This window comes from Pseudonocardia sp. Cha107L01, assembly GCF_052566575.1.
Genome location: NZ_CP199579.1, coordinates 2,218,699 through 2,237,494, shown reverse-complemented (window position 1 = coordinate 2,237,494; position 18,796 = coordinate 2,218,699). Strand labels below are relative to the sequence as shown.

Annotated in this window: 15 protein-coding genes; 2 read left to right on the top strand and 13 right to left on the bottom strand. The window is 70.8% G+C overall.

Annotated features, from left to right (window positions below; all coding sequences use genetic code 11):
- Positions 1-3: 3 nt before the first annotated feature.
- The 5 genes from ACTXG6_RS10690 to ACTXG6_RS10670 all read right to left on the bottom strand — a co-directional run bounded on the left by ACTXG6_RS10690 (position 4) and on the right by ACTXG6_RS10670 (position 6,204).
- Positions 4-1,479 carry a peptide MFS transporter gene (locus ACTXG6_RS10690; RefSeq protein WP_445187613.1) on the bottom strand — a complete coding sequence of 492 codons (1,476 nt, stop codon included), beginning with the start codon at positions 1,477-1,479 and terminating at the stop codon, positions 4-6.
- A gap of 293 nt (positions 1,480-1,772) precedes the next feature.
- Positions 1,773-3,023 carry an LLM class flavin-dependent oxidoreductase gene (locus ACTXG6_RS10685; protein WP_445187612.1) on the bottom strand — a complete coding sequence of 417 codons (1,251 nt, stop codon included), beginning with the start codon at positions 3,021-3,023 and terminating at the stop codon, positions 1,773-1,775.
- Between the two features lie 76 nt (positions 3,024-3,099).
- Positions 3,100-3,930 (bottom strand): alpha/beta fold hydrolase, encoded by an 831-nt coding sequence (locus ACTXG6_RS10680; RefSeq protein WP_445187611.1) that lies wholly within the window; start codon positions 3,928-3,930, stop codon positions 3,100-3,102.
- 228 nt (positions 3,931-4,158) lie between these two features.
- Positions 4,159-4,926, bottom strand: coding sequence for a helix-turn-helix transcriptional regulator (locus tag ACTXG6_RS10675; protein WP_445187610.1), 768 nt, complete (start codon positions 4,924-4,926; stop codon positions 4,159-4,161).
- A gap of 42 nt (positions 4,927-4,968) precedes the next feature.
- A complete protein-coding gene (locus ACTXG6_RS10670) occupies positions 4,969-6,204 on the bottom strand; it encodes a class I SAM-dependent methyltransferase (protein ID WP_445187609.1) in 1,236 nt (411 codons plus the stop codon).
- Positions 6,205-6,275: 71 nt separating this feature from the next.
- Between ACTXG6_RS10670 and ACTXG6_RS10665 the strand changes: the two genes are divergently transcribed.
- The gene (locus tag ACTXG6_RS10665) at positions 6,276-6,857 is read left to right on the top strand and encodes a TetR/AcrR family transcriptional regulator (RefSeq protein WP_445187608.1); all 582 of its coding nucleotides are present in this window, start codon (positions 6,276-6,278) and stop codon (positions 6,855-6,857) included.
- A 68-nt stretch (positions 6,858-6,925) separates the two neighbouring features.
- Positions 6,926-8,206 (top strand): MFS transporter, encoded by a 1,281-nt coding sequence (locus ACTXG6_RS10660; protein WP_445187607.1) that lies wholly within the window; start codon positions 6,926-6,928, stop codon positions 8,204-8,206.
- Positions 8,207-8,435: 229 nt separating this feature from the next.
- Here ACTXG6_RS10660 and ACTXG6_RS10655 read toward each other — a convergent pair whose 3' ends face one another.
- The 8 genes from ACTXG6_RS10655 to ACTXG6_RS10620 all read right to left on the bottom strand — a co-directional run bounded on the left by ACTXG6_RS10655 (position 8,436) and on the right by ACTXG6_RS10620 (position 18,649).
- Positions 8,436-8,840, bottom strand: a complete 405-nt coding sequence (locus ACTXG6_RS10655) for an AtzH-like domain-containing protein (protein WP_445187606.1) — start codon at positions 8,838-8,840, stop codon at positions 8,436-8,438.
- On the bottom strand, positions 8,837-10,456 hold the full coding sequence (locus tag ACTXG6_RS10650; protein ID WP_445187605.1) for a regulator: 1,620 nt from the start codon (positions 10,454-10,456) through the stop codon (positions 8,837-8,839). Before ACTXG6_RS10650 ends, ACTXG6_RS10655 begins: the two co-directional genes overlap by 4 nt.
- Positions 10,453-11,133 carry a cysteine hydrolase family protein gene (locus tag ACTXG6_RS10645; RefSeq protein ID WP_445187604.1) on the bottom strand — a complete coding sequence of 227 codons (681 nt, stop codon included), beginning with the start codon at positions 11,131-11,133 and terminating at the stop codon, positions 10,453-10,455. Before ACTXG6_RS10645 ends, ACTXG6_RS10650 begins: the two co-directional genes overlap by 4 nt.
- Positions 11,134-11,216: 83 nt before the next feature.
- Positions 11,217-11,942 carry a biuret amidohydrolase gene (gene biuH, locus ACTXG6_RS10640; protein ID WP_445187603.1) on the bottom strand — a complete coding sequence of 242 codons (726 nt, stop codon included), beginning with the start codon at positions 11,940-11,942 and terminating at the stop codon, positions 11,217-11,219.
- On the bottom strand, positions 11,939-13,321 hold the full coding sequence (atzF, locus tag ACTXG6_RS10635; protein ID WP_445187602.1) for an allophanate hydrolase: 1,383 nt from the start codon (positions 13,319-13,321) through the stop codon (positions 11,939-11,941). Before atzF ends, biuH begins: the two co-directional genes overlap by 4 nt.
- 1,048 nt (positions 13,322-14,369) lie before the next feature.
- Positions 14,370-15,080 (bottom strand): GntR family transcriptional regulator, encoded by a 711-nt coding sequence (locus tag ACTXG6_RS10630; protein ID WP_445187601.1) that lies wholly within the window; start codon positions 15,078-15,080, stop codon positions 14,370-14,372.
- Between the two features lie 142 nt (positions 15,081-15,222).
- A complete protein-coding gene (locus ACTXG6_RS10625; RefSeq protein WP_445187600.1) occupies positions 15,223-17,142 on the bottom strand; it encodes a lysophospholipid acyltransferase in 1,920 nt (639 codons plus the stop codon).
- A 55-nt stretch (positions 17,143-17,197) separates the two neighbouring features.
- Positions 17,198-18,649, bottom strand: coding sequence for an HAD-IB family hydrolase (locus ACTXG6_RS10620; RefSeq protein WP_445187599.1), 1,452 nt, complete (start codon positions 18,647-18,649; stop codon positions 17,198-17,200).
- Positions 18,650-18,796 lie beyond the last annotated feature (147 nt).

Below are 18,796 nucleotides of genomic sequence, written 5' to 3'. Positions count from 1 at the left end.
GACTCAGTGCACGCCCTCCATCTTGCGCCGGATCCACGGGCTGAGCGCCACGACGACCAGGCCGATCACGATGGTCACCGCGCCACTGATACCGAAGTAAGGCAGCTCGTGCTGGGGCGAGTAGAAGCCGGCCAGCACACCGGCCATCGAGGTGCCGAGGCCGACGGAGAAGAAGTACAGCGCCATCATCTGGGCCCGGAACGCCTCCGGCGCGAGCTTGGTGGTCACCGAGAGCCCGATCGGCGAGAGCATCAGCTCGGAGATCGCGAACACGCCCATGATGAAGAACACCGCGATCGCCGGCGTGGTCTTGCCGGTGTTGCCGGCGAACACGAGGAACAGCAGGAAAGCGACCCCCATGCCGATCACACCGAGGGCGAACTTCATCGGCGTGGACGGTGCCTTCTCCCGCACCTTCGTCCAGATCGCGGCGAACACCGGGGCCAGCAGGATGACCCAGATCGGCTCCTCGGACTGCACCCAGGCCGACGGGGCGGTCCAGCCGAAGATGTTCCAGTCCATCCGCTCGTCGGAGTACACGGCGAGCGCGGTGAACATCTGCTGGAAAAGCGACCAGAACGCCGCGTTGGCGATGAACAGCGGGATGAACGCGCCGACCCGGCTCTTCTCCACCGAGCTGACCTTGCCGCTGCTCAGCATCACGGTGAAGTAGGCGACCGAGGCCACCGCGATCACCCCGGTGGTGACCCACTTCAGGTTGGCCAGCGTCACCACTCCGGTGAGCAGCACCAGCACGATCACCACGAGGATGCCGACGCCGACCAGCGCGGCCTTGCGGCGGGCCTCGGCGGGCAGCGGGTTGGTCGGCTGCTTGCCGTGGGTGCCCAGGTTCCGCCGGAACACCACGTACTGCGCCAGGCCCAGCGCCATGCCGATCGCGGCGGCGCCGAAGCCGTAGTGGAAGCCCAGCTCGCTCTGCAGCAGTCCGGTGAGCAGCGGGCCGACGAACGCGCCGATGTTGATGCCCAGGTAGAACAGGGTGAAGCCGCCGTCGCAGCGCGGGTCGCCCTTCGAGTAGAGCGTGCCGAGCAGCGAGGACGCGTTCGCCTTGAGTGCGCCGCTACCCAGCGCCACGCAGATCAGGCCGACGCCGACCCCGGCCAGCCCCGGCAGCACAGCCAGCGCGATGTGGCCGAGCATCACCACGAAGCCGCCGTAGAAGACCATGCGCTCCATGCCGAGCACCCGGTCGGACAGCCAGCCGCCCAGCACCGTGGACAGGTAGACCAGCCCGCCGTAGGCGCCGACGATCCCGGTCGCCGTGGTCTGGGGCAGCCCGAGGCCGCCCTGCTCCAGGGAGTAGTACAGGTAGTAGGCGAGGATGCCCACCATGCCGTAGTAGGAGAACCGCTCCCACAGCTCGACGTTGAAAAGGTTCACCAGGCCGATCGGATGACCGAATACGGTCCTCCCGGCCGGCCCCGGCTCTTGTTCGACCCGCGCTGCTGTCTCGGACATGGCCCACCCTCCATCCGCGCAGGGTCGGAGGATCTGCCCCGCCCCGGCAATCGGAAAATCCTACTGCGCAGTAGTTCCAGCGCATAAGACCGTGAGGAAACCGGAGCAGCTTCGTTCGCGCAACAAAGTGGTTCCGCGTGATCAGATATTCGGCATTGCCGAACCGCGCAATGGTCCGTCCCGGTGTGCAGTTCGGTAACCACGGGCCGAGCCGCGACCCTGCCTGATGTGCAGTTCGGCAACCAGCCGTCGCTGAGAGTTCCTCAGCCGACTCGAGCCCGCGGTGGCGTGCGCTAACCGGCCGAGGGCGCCTCCACCTGCTGAGGTGTGCCATTGACCGGTTGCGGGGTGCCGGGGACCGGCACGCCACGCGCCCACGCCGGCTGGTTGCCCGGCGGGCGGAACAGCGGCATGACCTCCTCCGCGAACAGGGTCATGTTCTTCACGACCTTCCAGTTCGGCATGTCGCCGATCTGTGCCGAGCTGGCCACGTGGATGCCGGCGCCGAGCTCGTCGGTGTAGTACGCCAGCTTCTCGGCGACCTGTTGCGGGGTGCCGACGATGATGTACTGATCGTCCAGCAGGTCCTGGTAGCTCAGGTCGGTGTGGTCCTTGATGCCGAACTTGCGCTTGCCCATGATCATGCCGCGCAGCGAATGGCCGCTCATGTAGCCCGGCGGCACCCAGTGGTAGTCCGGGATCTTCAGGCCGCGGTGGAACAGCCACATCATGTGCTCGCGGGCTTCCTCGTGCGCCTTGGCCTCGGTCTCGGCCACATAGGTGGGCACGCAGAACGCCAGCTGCTCCGGCGCCGGCTCGTAGCCCTCGTCGGCCGCGGCCTTGCGGTACATGTCGTAGTTGACCTTGGTGAAGGACAGCGGCGCGAACACCATCATGAACGGGTACCGGCGCTTGGCGGCTTCCTTGATGGTCTCGAACGAACCCTGCCCCGGCAGCCAGATCGGCGGGTGCGGCTGCTGGAACGGCCTTGGCCACGGGTTGACGTAGGGGATGTCGAAGTGCTTGCCCTGCCAGTCGAACGGCCCGTCCGTCGTCCACGCCTTGATGATCAGGTCGTGCGCCTCCCAGAACCGCTCCCGGGAGGTGGCCGGGTTGACCCGCATGGAGTGGTACTCCATGCCGGTGCCGCGCACGAAACCGGAGATGATCCGGCCGCCGGAGATCACGTCCAGCATGGCGACCGACTCGGCCACCCGCAGCGGGTTCTCGTGCAGCGGCAGCGCGTTGCCGATGATGCCGACCCGGATCTTGCTGGTCCGGGCCACGATGTGGCTGGCCATCACGTTCGGGTCGGGCATGGTGCCGTAGGCGTTCTGGTGGTGCTCGTTGACGCAGGTGCCGTCGTAGCCGAGCTTCTCCGCGAGCACGGCCTGGTCCAGGTACTCGTTGTACAGCCGGTGACCGACCACCGGGTCGTAGTTCGAGTTCGACAGGTTGACCCACGTCGACTCGATCTGCTCCGGCGGCGGGATGTTCGGGTACGGCATTAGGCCGAAGTGGAAGAACTGCAGGCTCTGGCTCATTGCTCGCCTCCGCACTCGGTCCGCTCCTCGCTCGCGGCACTCGCTGCGATGCTCCCTCGCTGTCGGCTTCGCGGGCTCATTGCTCGCTCCCCTGGAAGTCGAGGATCGCGCTCGCGGTCAGCTCAGGCTGCTCGATCACCAGTGCGTGGCCGGTGCCGGGGATTCGCTGGACGCGGGCGTCGGGCAGGAACTCCGCGTACCGGTCCACCGCCTCGTTCGGCACCAGCCGGTCGTCCTCGGCGCCGAGGACCAGCGCCGGGCAGCTCACCCGGGCCAGCCGGCGCGGCATCCTGCGGTCGTAACGCGGATTCCAGACCAGCCGCGCGAGCGTGGACTGCTCCTCGTACAGGTGCACCGCGACATCCGGGTCGGTCACGTCCACCATGACCTCGCCGATGTTGGCCGGGTCGTTGAAGATCGTGCCGAACAGCTGTTCCGGCGTCATGGTGAACAGGTCGGTGAACGGCGGCTTGCCCGGTACCTGGATGCCGGCCGGGGTGATCAGCGTCAGCGAACGCAACCGGTCCGGGAACAGCGTCGCGTAGGCCGCCGCGATCCAGCCGCCCAGCGAGTAGCCGACCAGGTGGAACCGCTCCAGACCGAGCACCCGGCGCAGGTCGTCGTAGTGCAGCACCAGGTCGCCGATGTCCTCCAGCCAGTCCTGCATCGGGGTCTCGCCGTAGCCGACGTGCTCCGGAGCGATCACGTCCGCGCCCTGCGCGAGCGCTTCGTGGAACCGCAGCCACTTGCCGGTGAAACCCGCGCCGTGCAGGAACAGCAGTGGCTCGCCGACCGCGGCGGCTCCGACGTCTGGCCCGACCGGCCCGCGGCGGCGCAGCGCCACCGGGCTGCCCGCCACGTCGATCGTCTCGGCCACCACCTCGGGCACTGCGTCGAGTCTTGTCACCGTTGACACATCCGCCTCCCAGAAACGACCTCTCTGTCGCACGTTAGGGGGTGCCGCGCCCCGGCGGCAGTGCACGAAAGAGGACACCTCGATCGGCTCGCCTGCGCGCCGCGGAACCGCGCGATGCCAGGGACGTGATCGGCGCCGGGCTGGCCGACCTGCCCGCCGACGCGGGCTTCGCTATCGACGACTGGTCCCCGGCCACCGCGCTGCGTCCGACGCGGGCGATCAGCGCACGACTGCCCGACTGAGCGGTGCCGGCTGGCCGGTCGGTCCGACCAGCAGGGCCAGCTCGGTGCGGGACCGGCAGCCGGTGGCGGCCAGCGTCCGGCTGACATACTTCTTCACGGTGTCCTCGGCGAGCGAGAGCTGGTCGGCGATGGCGGCGTTGGTCAGTCCCTCGGCAACCAGTGCGGCCACCTCGCGGCGCCGCTCGGAGAGCCCGGCCAGCGGATCGGGCCGCTGCTCCGGCGCCGGCAGGTTCCGGCTGATCACGTTCAGCTGTCGGGCCAGCAGGCGCAGCGCCGCCAGCTCGCGCTCGCCCACCGCGCGCGGGTCCTGGTCGAACAGCCCGACCATGCCCTGGCCGCCGCCGGGCAGCCGCAGCCGCATCCCGGTGACCGAGTACAGACCGTGCCGGAACATGAACCCGTGCAGGTAGGCGGCCGCGACGCCGTCCAGGTGGCGGACCTCGCTCAGTGAGGCGACGTTGGTCTCGCGGAGCAGCCGCATCGGTTCGGCGGTGGCGAACGCGTCCCGGTCCGACCAGCGGTCGTGGTACTCCGGGAACATCGCCGGGGTGCGCCCGTTCAGCAGCGGGGAGGCGTCACCGAACGCCGCGCGGAAGGTGGCGCCGCTGAAGAACGTCGTGTGCCGCAGGTTGAACGTCCCGGCCAGCGCGTCCATCAGCCGCGCGGCGAAGTCCGGCACCGAGCTCGCCTCGTCGCAGCGCTCGAGCACGTCGAACACCCGCTGGTAGTCCGCCTCGCGGAGCATGCGTGTCAAGCTATCGGGTCGGTGGCCGCCCGTCGATGCGGCTCACACGTCGACGCAGATCAGCGCCCAGGGCTGGTCGTCCACGCGGGTCATCACGAGGGTCGCGGGCGTGCTCCCGGTGGTGCGCAGTTTGCGGCGCAGCACGTCCACATCGCCGGCCAGCCCGCGGCGGCGGATGTCCAGCGCGCCGACGTCGTGCCGGCGCAGCCTGGCGATCAGGTCCTTCTCCCGCCACGGGCCGCTGTCCAGCACCCGCAGGGTCCGGCCGAACGGGGTGCGCGGCGGCGTCTCGGCGGACAGGAACGCGATCCTCGGGTCGATCTTCCAGGCACCCAGCTCCCTGGCCAGCTCCTCGACGAGTCCGGCGCGGGTCACCGCCGGGTTCGGGTCCAGCAGGTACTCCCCCGGCAGCCGGCACGGCACCGGGTCGCCCGGCGCCGGCAGCAGTTGGTCGCCGGCCGGCAGCACGGTGGCCCTGGAGCCGATGCCCGGGCCGCTCAGCGCCGGTGACCACAGCACCGCCTCCTTGAGGTCGCGCCCGTCGGCGACGAACTCGACCTCCCAGCCGGTCGGCACCGTGGCCCGGTCCAGCCCGGGCGCGGCCTTGATCGCGACGCGGGTGATCCGCTCGGCCAGCGCAACGCACCAGGCCAGCGGCGGTTCACTGTCCCCGGTGCGCAGCCGGCGACCGCCGGAGCGCCGCGCCGGGTCGACGAACACCGCGTCCACCCCGGCCAGGTCGGCGTCCCGGACGTCGCCGAGCTGCCCCGCGACCGCGTCGCCGAACCCGTACGCGGCGGCGTTGAGGGTGGCCATCCGCAGGTGCAGCGGGTCCCGGTCGACCGCAACCAGCTCGACGGCGGCGGTTGTGTCGCTGGGGCTGCTCGCGGTCGTGTCGGCACTGGCGTAGGCACCCACGCCGGCCAGTGCCACCAGGTCGCCGCCGATGCCACAACACAGGTCCGCCACCCGGCGAGCGCCGGCGTAGCGGGTGGCCCGGTGCCGGGCGATCGGCTCCGAAGAGGCCTGCTCCAGCCCGTCGCGGGTCAGCCACATCGACTCGGCGCGGGTGAACTTCGCGCGAGCCCGCTGCCGCAGTTCGTACTGGGCCAGCGCGGCGGTGACCAGCTCGGCGGGGAACTCCCGGCGCAGCGTCTCGGCCAGCCGCAGCTCGACGCCGGCGGTCAGCTCCGTGCCGGCCAGCCGGTCCAGTACCGCCGCGCCGGCCGGGGTCAGGAGCAGGTCGAGGTTCGCCATGCCCTGCTCGGTGTCGCTCATCCGCACCATCCTCTCCCAGGCGCCGGCACCAGTTCTTGACTGACCTATACAAAACTGGCTACGCTCCCGACGTGCCCAGGCCGCGCGAGTTCGACGACATCACGGCACTGGACGCCGCCATGGAGACCTTCTGGACCAAAGGCTACGAAGCCACCAGCACCGCCGAGCTGTGCGAGAGCACCGGACTCGGGCGGGGCAGCCTGTACAACGCCTTCGGCAGCAAGCACGAGCTGTACGAAGCAGCGGTGGGGCGCTACACCGAGGTGGGGTACGCCGCGACGATCGAGATCCTGCGCGCTCCGGGCAGCCCGACCGAACGGGTCCGGGCGCTGCTGCACTGGGTGATCGAGACCGACCTGGCCGATCCCAGCCGGCGCGGCTGCATGGCGATCAACGCCTCGATCGACACCGCCGGGCGCACCGACCCGGTCACCGACCTGACCCGCCGGCACTTCGAACGGCTGGAACAGGCCCTGCGCGAGGTGCTCGAGGAGGGGCAGCGGGCCGGCGAGTTCGCCACCGACCGGGACCTGACCCGGATGGCCCGCACCCTGCAGAGCACCTACTACGGCCTGCGGGTACTCGGCGCGGTGACCCAGGACCGGGCCGCACTGCTCGACGTCGCCGAAGGAGCACTGGCCGCCCTGCGCTGAGCACCGCACAGCCGGCCGGCTTGCGCTGCCGAAGTTTTGTACACATCAATCAAAAATGGGGGTCATTCATGCCAGCGGTGGTCTACGTGCTCGGACTGGGCATCTTCGCGATGACCACGAGTGAGTTCATGGTGTCCGGCATGCTGCCCGAGTTGGCCTCGGCGCTGAACGTGTCGATCTCCGCGATCGGCTACCTGGTGTCGGCCTATGCGATCGCGATGGCACTCGGCGGCCCGTTCGTCTCGGCGGCGCTGACCCGGTTGTCGCACGGCAGGGCGCTGGTGCTGCTGCTCGGCGCGTTCCTGGCCGGCCAGGTGCTCGGCGCCCTCGCCACCGGCTACCCGATGCTGGTGGTGTCGCGGGTGATCACCGGCTGCGCCGAGGCCGCGTTCTTCGGCGTGGGACTGACCGTGGCGATGGACACCGTGCCGCCCCGCCTGGCCGGCCGCGCGGCCTCGGTGGTGCTGGGCGGGTTGATGGTGAGCAGCGTGCTCGGGCTGCCGCTGGCCACGTTCCTGGCGCAGTGGGCCGGTTGGCGCGGCGCGTTCTGGGCGGTGGCCGGGCTGGTGCTGGTCGCCGGCGTGGCGGTACTGGTCACGGTCCGCCGGCCGGTAGTAGGTCGAGTCGGTGCCGCTGTCCGGGCCGGAACTGACGCCGGAGCTGACGCCGATGCCGTCTCGGGCGCCGGCGCTCGTGCGGCGGCCGACGGCTCAGCGGGCGGACTCCGCGCGGAACTGGCGTTGTTCCGCAACCGCCGCCTCTGGGCGGTCTACGGCACCAGCATGCTGCACATCGGCGCTCTGTTCGCGGCGTTCAGTTTCTTCGCGGCGATCTTCATCGACGTCACCGGATTCGCACCCGGCCTGGTGCCGGTGCTGCTGACCGGCTACGGGGCGGCCGCGGTCATCGGCAACATGGTCGTGGGCCGGCTGGCCGACCGCTACCCGATGGCGGTACTCACCCTGGGTCTCGCCGCGCTGGTCGGGCTGCTCGCCGGGTTCGCGGCGGGCGCGGCGGTGCCGGCGGTCGTGCTGGTCACGGTGATCGGCATCGGGATGGTCGGGCTGCCGCTGAACTCGGCGACCATCGCCCGGCGGATGCGGGTGGTCGCCAACACGCCGATGATCAACACGGTTGGCGCCTCGGTCGTGAACGTCGGCATCGCGGTCGGCCCGACACTCGGTGGGCTGGCGATCAGCGCGGGTCTCGGGCTGAGGGCACCGCTGTGGATCGGCGCCGCGCTCGCCGGGCTCGCGCTGCTCAGCCTGTTGCCGTACCTGCGCCCCGCGACGCACCACATACATACCCGCGCGGCACAGCCCGCCGACTCGGTGTGCACCGCGAGCTAATGCGGTGGCGTGCGCGTTGTTACCGAGCTGCACAGCAGGCAGGTTTGCGGCGGCCGGATCCTGCCTGGGGTGCAGCTCGGTAACGGCGGTCCATCGGCATCGCCCCGATCATCGGCTGAGACGCCACCGACGGGCAGCCGGCGCCCCGCCAGTGGGGCGCGAACCCCGGGCGCCTACTGAACCCCCGTGAGTGGCGAGTGGTCCTGGGGGGCCACTCGCCACTCACGACCTACCTGGGCACCTCGGAGACGTGCGCCGCGACGATTCGCCAGCCCTCGGCGAACCGGACCCAGGTCTGGCTCTGCCGGCCCTCGATCAGTCCGTCCGGGTACTCGAACAGGGTGCTGACCACCGCGGTCCGGTCGTCCACGGTCAGCACCGTGGTCTCCCGCAGTCGCCGCCCGGCGGGCACGGTCGGGTGCTCGCGGCGCCACGCCTGGATCTGCGCCGCACCGACCTGCCGGTCCGCCACCCCGTAGCGCAGGCAGCGCGGGTCGTCCCAGAACAGCTCGTTGAGCACCGCGACGTCACCGTCGATCAACGCGTGCTCGTAGCGCTGGAACGCCGCCAGCACCGCGCCCCTGACGTGCGTCCGGTCCAGGACGGGCTCACCGGTGTCGGTCGCCGCGGTCATGCCGGCGCCGGCGCTTCGCTCAGCTCGGTCGAGCCCCCGCCAGATCCGTCATGGGTGCGCTGCTCGGGTACCCCCTCGGCGGGCTCGCCCCGACCCCTGGTGACCAGCGCGAAGGCCAACAACACCAGCCCGGAGAAGGCGTAGCCGAGCGCGATCTGGCCGCCAACGGCCCAGCCGACCTGCGGTGCGTGGATCAGCCCGACGAACCCGAGCGCGGCGCCGATGAAGCAGTAGATCGCCGCCGGCACGAACTTCTTGTCGATGATGAACGCGACGATCGCGCCCAGCACCATGCCGGCCAGGATCGCGCCGCCGCCGAACAGCTGGGTGCCCTTGTAGACCAGCCCGGCGTTGGTCAGCGCGTCCGCGCCGACCTTCGTGGCGGTGGTCCCGGCGGCGGCCAGTGCGTTGTCCATCAGGCCGCCGGCCCAGGACGCGATGTTCGGCAGGATCGCGAACACCACCGCGACCGCGTGCGCCTTGGGCACCACCTGGAAGGCCTGCGCACCGATCAGCAACCCGATGTAGAGCAGGATCGGCACGATCGCCGGCAGCGGGAGCAGCGCTCCGAGCAGCGCGAACATGCCGAGGAAGCAGAACAGGGCGATCACCACGCCGGACGCCAGCGAGTAGCTGGTGCGACCGCCGGCGGCCTTCCAGCCGGGGTGCCCGATGTACACGGCCGGCGGGAACGGGCAGCCCAGCGCGGACCCGACGATAGCGCCGGCACCGTCGGCGAGCAGCACGCTGCGCAGGTTGTAGTTGTCACCGGCGGCCGAGGCGCTCTCCACGTTGGTCATGCCCTCGGTGAAGTTGTAGATGCCCAGCGGGATGGCGGTGGCCAGCAGCGGCGCCACGTCGGCCAGCCCCTGCCCGAGCCGGTGGAAGCTCAGGGTGGGCAGCGAGATCGCCACCTCGCGCGCGGCCGAGACCACGTCCGGCGCCGACATGTAGCCGCCGATCCAGCCGATCGCACTGCCGACCAGCAACGCGGCCAGCCCGACCGGGATGTTGCCCGGCAGCTTCAGGTCGGTGAAGAAACCGATCAGGATGATCACCATGACCGGCAGCGAGATCCACAGCGCCTCCCACATCTGGGCCGCGGGGCGCATCGAGATGAACGCGATCGAGATGCCGGCCAGGGTGCCGAGCATGGCGGCCTGCGGGGTGTAGCGGCGGATGAACGGGCCGATGAAGGCTCCGATCAGCACGATGATGCCGATGATGAAGCACCAGGCCAGCCCGGCCGCCCAGGCGGTGAGCGGGTCCTTCGTCGCCAGGTAGATCGGCAACATGATCACGAAGACCACGATGAACATGTGCGGCACGCTGGGGCCGTATGGCATCGCGCACACGTCGGTGCGGTTCTCGCGGCGAGCCAGTCGCCGGGCCAGGAAGGTGTAGTAGACGTTGCCGATCAGCAGCTGCACCCCCAGCGCCGGCAGCAGCACGCCGAACACCTCGGTGCCCGGGATCTTCACCACGCCGAGGCACAGCCCGGTCAGCACCAGCACGTTGACCAGCGTGTTGAAGCCGAGGCCGAAGAACGCGTTGGTGTCACCGGCGACCCACCAGGACAGCGGGCGGGGCTGCGCGGACTTCGTCGTCTCGCTCATGAGCGGGTTCCTTCCAGGGTGTGGGTGGCGAGCTCGTCGAGCAGCACGGAGGAGGGCGCCACCCAGCCGAAGATCCCGCCCTGCGCGGCGATCATGGCCAGGCCGACCCGCTGGAACTCGGGGAAGTAGGAGCCGACGCAGTCGGACAGCACCAGGCACTCGTAGCCCCGGTCGTTGGCCTCCCGGACGGTGGTGTGTACGCACACCTCGGTGGTGACGCCGGCGACGATCAGGCTGGTGATGCCCGCCGCCGTGAGCCGTTCGCCCAGGTCGGTGCCGTGGAACGAGCCCTTGCCCGGCTTGTCGATGACCACCTCACCGGGCAGCGGGGCCAGCTCGTCGATGATGTCGTGGCCGTACTCACCCCGGATCAGGATGCGGCCCTTCGGCCCCGGCTCACCGATGCGTAGCGTCGGCTCGCCGCGGTTCAGCTTGGCCGGCGGGCAGTCGCTCAGGTCCGGTCGGTGCCCCTCCCTGGTGTGGATCACCATCAGCCCGGCCGCCCTGGCCGCGGCCAGCACCGACTGGAGCGGCGGGATCACCGCGCGCAGCAGTGACACGTCGTTGCCCAGCGTCTCGCCGAAGCCGCCCGGCTCACAGAAGTCCCGCTGCATGTCGATGATCACCAGCGCGGTGCTCGCCGGGTCGAAGGTGAACGGTCCGGGATCGGCGCTCACTGCTCGCCTCCGCGCTCGTTCCGCTCCTCGTTCGTAAGCTCGCTGCGATGCTCGCTCGCTGTCGGCTTCGCGCGCCACGGTGCTCACGACTCGCTCCAGGTGGTCGCCTGGATCACCGAGGTGGAGTCGGCGACCGCGCCGAACACGCCGCCCTGCATGGTCACCATGTGCAGTGCCGCCGAGTGGTTGGCCGGGTCGGTGGCGCCGGTGCAGTCGGAGAGGATGAGGCACTCGTAGCCCCGGTCGTTGGCCTCCCGCATGGTGGTGTGCACACACACGTCGGTGGTGATGCCGGTCAGCAGGATGTGCGTGATGCCCCGGGTGCGCAGCACCAGGTCCAGCTGGGTTGCGTAGAACGCGCCCTTGCCCGGCTTGTCGATGAGTACCTCGCCGGGCACCGGGGCCACCTCGGGCACGATCTCCCAACCGGGTTCGCCGCGCACCAGGATGCGCCCGGTCGGGCCGGCGCTGCCGATCTCCGCGCCGATCTGGGCCGAGCGCCAGCGCTTGTTGGCCGGCAGGTCGCTCAGGTCCGGTGCGTGGCCCTCCCGGGTGTGCACCACGAGCATGCCGGTGGCCCTGGCATGTGCCAGTAGTGCGGCGGTGTGCGGCAACCCGGCCCTGGTCAGGCTGATGTCGTAGCCCATCCGGTCCACGTAGCCGCCCGGTCCGCAGAAGTCGACCTGCCAGTCGATGCAGATCAGCGCGGTGTGCGCGGTGTCCACCGAGCCGTCGTAGGGCCACGCGTAGGGCGTCGCGGCCACCGGTCCGATCCGGGCGGTGCGAACCTGCGCTTGGGTGCTGGTCATGTGTCCTCCTGGTGACTCAGCTGACTGGCTACCGAGAGCAGCCGGGCCTCCGAGAAGGCCGGGCCGAGCAGGGTGATGCCGACCGGGCGGCCGTCACCGGTGGTCCCGGCGGGGATCGCGACGGCGGCGAGGTCGAGCAGGTTGGCGAACTGGGTGTAGCGGCCGAGCACGAGGTTGCGGGCCACCGGCTGCTCGGCGATCTCCGCCCTGGTGAACGTGGTCGGCACGGTGGGCAGCAGCAACACGTCGGCGTCCGCCCACAGCCGCTGGCACCAGGCCCGCAGCTGCTGCAGCCGGTGCCGGGCGCGGAAGACCGCGACCGCGTCGAACTCCGCGCCGCGCTCGATCACCGCGCGGGTCACCGGCAGCACATCGTCCGGGTGCTCGGCGAGGAAGCCGGCCAACCCGGCGAGCCGCTCGGCCACCCACGGGCCGCCGTAGAGCAGCTCGCCGGCCTCGAGCAGTGGCGCCAGTGGTACCCGGTGCACCCCCTTGGCCACGGCGGCGGCCCGTTCGGCGGCGGAGTTGAACGCGGCGGCCATCGCGGTATCACCGTCGAAGTCCAGGGCGCCGGCCTCGGGCAGCGCGATCCGTGGCCGGTTCGGGCTCGGGTTGGTCACCGCCGGTACCGATCGGGACCACGGGTCGGCCGGATCGGGTCCGGCGAGCACGTCCAGCACGTCGGCCGCGTCCGCCACATCGGTGCTGAACACGCTCACGCAGTCCAGCGAGCGGCACGCCGGCACGACCCCGCTGGTACCCACCAGCCCGCGGGTCGGCTTCAGCCCGACGATGCCGTTCAGCGCGGCCGGCACCCGCCCGGAGCCCGCGGTGTCGGTACCCAGCGCGAAGGCGACCAGCCCGGCGGCCACCGCCACCGCGCTGCCCGAGCTGGAGCCGCCGGAGATCAGGTCGCCGCCGAAGACGCTCTCGCAGGCTCCGTAGGGCGAGCGGCTGCCGGTCAGCCCGGTGGCGAACTGGTCCAGGTTGGTCTTGCCGATGACCAGCGCGCCGGCATCCAGCAACCGGCGGACCGAGCCGGCGTGCGCGCTGGGCCGGTAGCTGAACGCCGGGCAGGCGGCGGTGGTCGGCAGCCCGGCCACGTCGATGTTGTCCTTGACCGCGAACGGGATGCCGTAGAGCGGCAACTGCTCGTGCCCGTAGCGGCCGGCACGGCGCTCCAGCTCCCCGGCGCTCGCCCGCAGCTCCGCGTCACCGAAGCGGGAGATCCACACGCTGTCCTGGGGTCGCCGGGCGATCCGGTCGAGCACCAGCTCGATCACTTCGCGTGGGCGCAGCCGACCGTTGCGATAGCTCGTGCGCAGCCCGGCCACCCCGAGTGGGGGGCACTGCCCGGTGCCGGTTGGCGCACTATGCATTTTGTCGATTGTCGACCGTTTGGTGTCGCTTGGGGGTCCACGCCGTTACGGCCCGGTTATGCGGGTTCGGTGGTCACCGACCAGCCGGCCGGGCTACCCCATTCGGCCGCAGACCACTACGCCGAGGGCCCGGGGAGCGGCGACTCCGGCCTATCCGGCCACCCGGCCGCCCGAGGTGAGCGGGCGGTCCGCGCTCCGGGGGCCCACCGTTCAGCGCGCTCCGCGGGACGTCGACGAGCTGCGTGTTGCCGAGCTGCCGAGCTGCCGAGCTGCCAGGCCGCCGGCCGGGCCCCCAGGCCGCGCCGTCGGTCGCCGGGCGGAGTCGTCAGGCCGCCGGGCCGGGCCCCCAGGCCGCGCCGTCGGTCGCCGGGCGGAGTCGTCAGGCCGCCGGGCCGGGCCCCCAGGCCGCGCCGTCGGTCGCCGGGCGGAGTCGTCAGGCCGCGAGGTTGCCGGGTCGGGCCGCGGCCGCCGGGCCGCCGCCGCCGGGCCGGGCCGTCGCTCGCCGCGCGCCGAGGCCGCTCGGCGCGCCGAGGCATGTTACCGAGCTGCACACCCGGCAGGTTCGATCATGGTTTTGCCGGCCTGTTGTGCAGCTCGGCAACAACAGGCAGGTCGGGGACGCAGGTGCGGCGAGCCTGACCCACCGTTCAAGCGACAGCGGCCGAGCACTATGCCGGCCACCCGAGCTCAACGGCCCGAGGCAGCTGAGCGGGTGGCTGATCCGTCAGTGATCAACGGGACCTGAGTGCTGTTCTATTCATGATCAAACAGCACTCAGGTCCCGTTGATCACGGAATCGCAGCCAAAATGGTCGATCCCCCGCGAAGCGGGTGCCGAACGGTCAAACCGGGTCCCGGGGCCGGGAGCAGCCAACCGGGGCACGAGCCACCCGAGCCGAGCTAACCCGGGGCACGAGCCACCCGAGCCGAGCTAACCCGGGGCACGAGCCACCCGAGCCGAGCTAACCCGGGGCACGAGCCACCCGAGACGAGTCACCCGAGCCAAGCACCCGGGCTGGGTCGTCCCCGAACGGTCCGGGACCCGGGACTCAGGACGGCTGGCGGTCCTTCGGGTCCTGGGCCTCGGGCGGAAGGTAGACCCGGGCGCCGTGCCCGGCCAGCACAGCGAGCACCGCCGCGTAATCTCCGCTGGCTACCGCGTCGAACAGCCGGCGGTGCCGGTGCACGCTGTCCATCGGGCTGCGCGTCGCGGCCTCCCGGCGGATGTTCGTGGCCATGTAGAGCTGCAGCTTCAGGATCACCGGCTCGTACACCCGCGACAGGTGTTGGTGCCCGGCCAGCGCGACCAGTTCGACGTGGAACCGCCGGTGCGCCTCGGCCCTGGCCAGCGGATCGTCCCGCGTCGTGGCCTTCTCCATCGTCGCCAGCGCCTCGGCGAGTCTGGTCAGCTGGGCCGGCTCGAGTACCACCCCGGCGTCGAGCGCGTTCCCCAGTGCGAACTTTTCGAGCACGTCGCGCAGGCTGAACAACTCGTCCACGTCCCGGGTGGACAGCTCGGCCACCCGCACCCCTCGGCGCGGCAGGTGGTCGACCAGACCCTGCTCACCGAGCTGCCGCAGCGCCTCGCGCAACGGTGCCCGGCTGGTCTGGTAGCGGCGGGTGAGGTGTTCCTCCACCAGGCGTTCGCCGGGGGCGAGCGCGCCGCTGAGGATCTCGCCGCGCAGCCGGCGCACCACGAGCTCGGTCAGACTCCGCGCGCCCAATCCGTCGTCGTCGGACAACCGGGACGCCACCGCCACGGCTGCCTCCTCCACCACCCGGTGCGCCGAGCTCGCCCACGCCGCGGACAACCGAGGTGGTGGTCAACACCGTACGGCCCCGGGGCACGGAGTCGTGAGTGGCGAGTGGTCCGACAGGACCACTCGCCACTCACGGGGTAGGTCAGGTGCCGGCGCTCAGCGGGTGGTCGCGGTCCGCGATACGGCCGATCGCCCTGGCCACCTCGCCCAGCTCGTCGGCGAACTCACGCCGTCGTTTGCCCAGGTACGGGGCGCCCGGTTTGAGCAGGTCGCGGTGCCCGGCGAGCTTGAGCGCGGTGCTGAACATCTCCCCGGACACCGACTCCTCGCTCGCCAGGGTGCGCTGCAGCGCCCACTGGTGACCTACCCGCAGGCAGCTGTCCACCAGCGCGCTCTGGTCCACCGTCTCGTCCTCGTCGAGCGCGGCCAACTGCTCGCCGACCACCCGGTAGGCATCCAGGAACGGCCGCAGTACCAGGTGCGACACCAGCGGTCGGGCCCTGGCGAGCCACTCACGGGCCTGCTCGGGGGTGACCTTCAGTTCGTTGGACGTGTCCGGGCTGGCCAGGATGGCGATCTCGGCGGCCAGCTCCTCGGCGAACTGCTCGCGCTGGGCGAAGAAGAAGTCGAACTTGAGCAGCTCGCGCAGCCGCAGCGCCTCGTCGAACAACGTGTTCGGGGCGCCCTTGCCCGGCTCGGCGTCGGCCTCCGCCACGGCCAGCAGGGACAGTTCCGCGATGGCCCGCACCAGCAGCACGTGGATGGCGCTGTTGCGGTAGACCGCCGCGACCAGGTGCTGGTCGTCGCCGATCCCCCACACCGTCTCCGAGCCGCCGGAGTACGAGGTCAGCACGCCGGAGCGGACCAGTTCGCGCAGTGCCCAGCGCAGCGTGGAGCGGTCGGTCAACGTGGCGCCGCCGGCAACCGGCCAGCCCCGCCCGCTCACGTAGTCGGCCAGTGGGCGGACCGTGGTGAGTACCTCGTCCAGGGTCAGTGCCCGGTCGGCGGCGAGCAGTGCGATGCAGACCGCGGCGGTCGGCGTCACCGGGGTGGCCGCGTTGATCCGGTGGCAGACGTCCAGGGCGACCCGCTCCACCTGGTTCTCGGTGACCTCGTCGGCGCGCAGCTCCTCGAGCCGTTGGCGCAGCGGCAACGGGGTGCCGAAGTCCAGGTACACCCTGCCGAGCCGCTCTTTCAGACCCGCGGCGTAGTTGACCAGCCAGCGGACGTCCTCGGCCTCCTTGCCCGCACCGCGCGCCTCGGACGCCATCCGGCCGACCTCGTGCACCGGCAGCTGGTCGTACATGAACGACACCGGCACCAGCAGCGGGTCGGTGTCCGGGAGCGCCTCGACCGCGTCGGCCATGTAGCGCATCAGCCCGTAACGCGGCGGGCGCAGCTTTCCGGTCCGGGTGCGGCCGCCCTCGATGGACCAGCACAGGTTGGACTTGTTGGCCACCAGCTGGCCGACGAAGGAGCGCAGCGCCAACCGATAGATCGGGATGTCGCCGGTGGAGCGCCGGACGTGGATGATCCCGGTGCGCCGCGCCACGGTGCCCAGCGGGAAGAAGTTCAGGTTCGCGCCCGCCATGCCGAACAGCGGCGAGAGGCCACCGGACTGCAGCACCGGCGGCAGGATGAACTCGTCCAGGTACGAACGGTGCGAGATCAGGAAGATCAGCGCGTGCTTGCGGTCCAGCCGGCGCAGCTCGGCCAGCCCGTCGTCGTCGACCAGGATGTCGTAGCCCCTGGTCAGCCAGCCGCCGAAGCGCTGCCACACGTCGCTGACCCGCTGGTTGTGGGTGGCCGACATCTCGCGCAGGTACCCGGCGACCTCGGTCATCGCCTCGGCCGGCACCATGTCGATCTTGCTGGCCAGCTCGCTCACCGAGGCGCGGAACGAGTCGGACTCGAGCAGCTGCGTCACCTCGCGGGTGTCGGTGGGCAGCGGCGCATCACTCGGCGCCAGCATTGACGCCCTGCGCAGGAGACCTCGCGCCGGCGTGCGGCCGAGCAGCGCGGCTGCTCCGCCCCGGATCGAGGCTGGATCGACGGCCTGCATCTGTACCTACCCCCGGTTGATTGTGTCCGCGGTCACCCTAGTTGCCTTGGTCAATCTACGTCGAGGACGGCGCCGGCCAGTGGTCCATGGTGTCGAGGTAGAGCTGGCGCACCGCGTGGACCTGCTTGTCGATGTCGTCGTGGGTCCAGCCGTCGGTGCTGATCGGCGGCAGCACCGCCACCTGCACCGTGCCCGAGCGGGCGGTGCGGGCGTTGCGCCACATGATCTCCCCAGCATTGCGGATCACGATCGGCACGATCGGCACCCCCGCCTGGCTCGCCAGATGGAACCCACCCTTCTTGAACACCCCCAGCCGCGGCGTCATCGACCGGGTGCCCTCCGGCGCCATCACCACCGACGTACCCGACCGCAACATCTCCACCGCCGGCTTCAACGCCTCCAACGCCTTCGCCCGATTCGCCCGATCCAGGAACGCCACCCCGGCCAGATCGAACAACGGCCCGACCACCGGCATCTTCTTCACCTCCGCCTTCGCCACCGCGGTGAACCCGGTCCGGATCACCCGGGTGGTCACCAGGAAGTCGACCAACGTGCTCTGGTGGTTGATGAAGAACACCGCCGGCCGGGCCGACCAGGCATGCTCCGCACCGACCACCTCGACCTCGATATCGGTCAACGGCCCGGCCAACGCATCGAACATCGACGTGGCCAGGTCCACACCCTGACGCCGGTTGCCGTTCAACACCCCCACCGCGATACCCGCACCCGCCGAGGCGAACAAGGTGCCGAACAACGCCGCGGTACGCAGCGCCGGCACCGGGTCGAACCGGCCGCTGCGAGCCGAGCCGAACTCCAGGACCGGCCAACCCCGCCGCGCCGCCTCCACCGCCAACTCCGGCTGCGGGTTCACCGGATGCGGCTGACCCACCCCGGCCAGCAACGGCACGTCCTCGTCCCCGTTGGCATAGCCGTGACTGGCCGCCAGGTCGACACCGTGCTCGGCGGCGAACCCCCGCACCGCGGCGATCTTGCCCGGCCCCCACAACGTGCGACCGTCCACCTTGCCGGTCAGCAGCCCGCCCTCCACCGCCAGCCGGGTGCACAGCACGTGCTCCACACCCAACTCCCGGGCCAACGGCGCGACCTGCAACAACGTCGCCGACGTCGCGATCACGACGGTGTGCCCGGCCCGCTGGTGCGCCTTCACCAACCGCCACGCCGGATGGAACAGGGTCCCCGCGATCCCCTGGGCGAACAACCGCTCACCCAGCTCCAGCATGTCCTCCTCGGTACGCCCGGCCCAACTGCCCAGACCGTCCTCCACCACCGCGGCGAACTGCTCCTCGGTCATGGTCGGCCCCATCGACGCCCGCACCGTCCGGACCAACTCACCCGGACCGATCTCGAAATTGCGGAACCGGTGCTCGTACAACGCCGCCGCCGAGTAACCGTCGATCAGGGTGCCGTCGAAATCGAAGAACGCCGCGATCCGAGGACCGGTCGGACCCGACCGGATCGACTCCACCAGCGCTTCGGTCGACGTCACCACTACTCCCAACCACGGCCGGGGCAGCGCCGCAACCGACAGCGGTAGCCCCAAAGTTCAATTATTGATTCCCCGAGTATTGCAAACTAGTGTCCCGCAGACACGCTCTCGCCAAGGTGCCGCTCGGGCAACATTGACAAACATTGA

Excerpts from the sequence above, each read along its gene's own strand:
- ACTXG6_RS10690 (WP_445187613.1), bottom strand. The coding sequence starts at position 1,479 with ATGTCCGAGACAGCAGCGCGGGTCGAACAAGAGCCGGGGCCGGCCGGG.
- ACTXG6_RS10685 (WP_445187612.1), bottom strand. The coding sequence starts at position 3,023 with ATGAGCCAGAGCCTGCAGTTCTTCCACTTCGGCCTAATGCCGTACCCG.
- ACTXG6_RS10675 (WP_445187610.1), bottom strand. The coding sequence starts at position 4,926 with ATGCTCCGCGAGGCGGACTACCAGCGGGTGTTCGACGTGCTCGAGCGC.
- ACTXG6_RS10670 (WP_445187609.1), bottom strand. The coding sequence starts at position 6,204 with ATGAGCGACACCGAGCAGGGCATGGCGAACCTCGACCTGCTCCTGACC.
- ACTXG6_RS10660 (WP_445187607.1), top strand. The coding sequence starts at position 6,926 with ATGCCAGCGGTGGTCTACGTGCTCGGACTGGGCATCTTCGCGATGACC.
- ACTXG6_RS10655 (WP_445187606.1), bottom strand. The coding sequence starts at position 8,840 with ATGACCGCGGCGACCGACACCGGTGAGCCCGTCCTGGACCGGACGCAC.
- ACTXG6_RS10650 (WP_445187605.1), bottom strand. The coding sequence starts at position 10,456 with ATGAGCGAGACGACGAAGTCCGCGCAGCCCCGCCCGCTGTCCTGGTGG.
- biuH (WP_445187603.1), bottom strand. The coding sequence starts at position 11,942 with ATGACCAGCACCCAAGCGCAGGTTCGCACCGCCCGGATCGGACCGGTG.
- atzF (WP_445187602.1), bottom strand. The coding sequence starts at position 13,321 with ATGCATAGTGCGCCAACCGGCACCGGGCAGTGCCCCCCACTCGGGGTG.
- ACTXG6_RS10625 (WP_445187600.1), bottom strand. The coding sequence starts at position 17,142 with ATGCAGGCCGTCGATCCAGCCTCGATCCGGGGCGGAGCAGCCGCGCTG.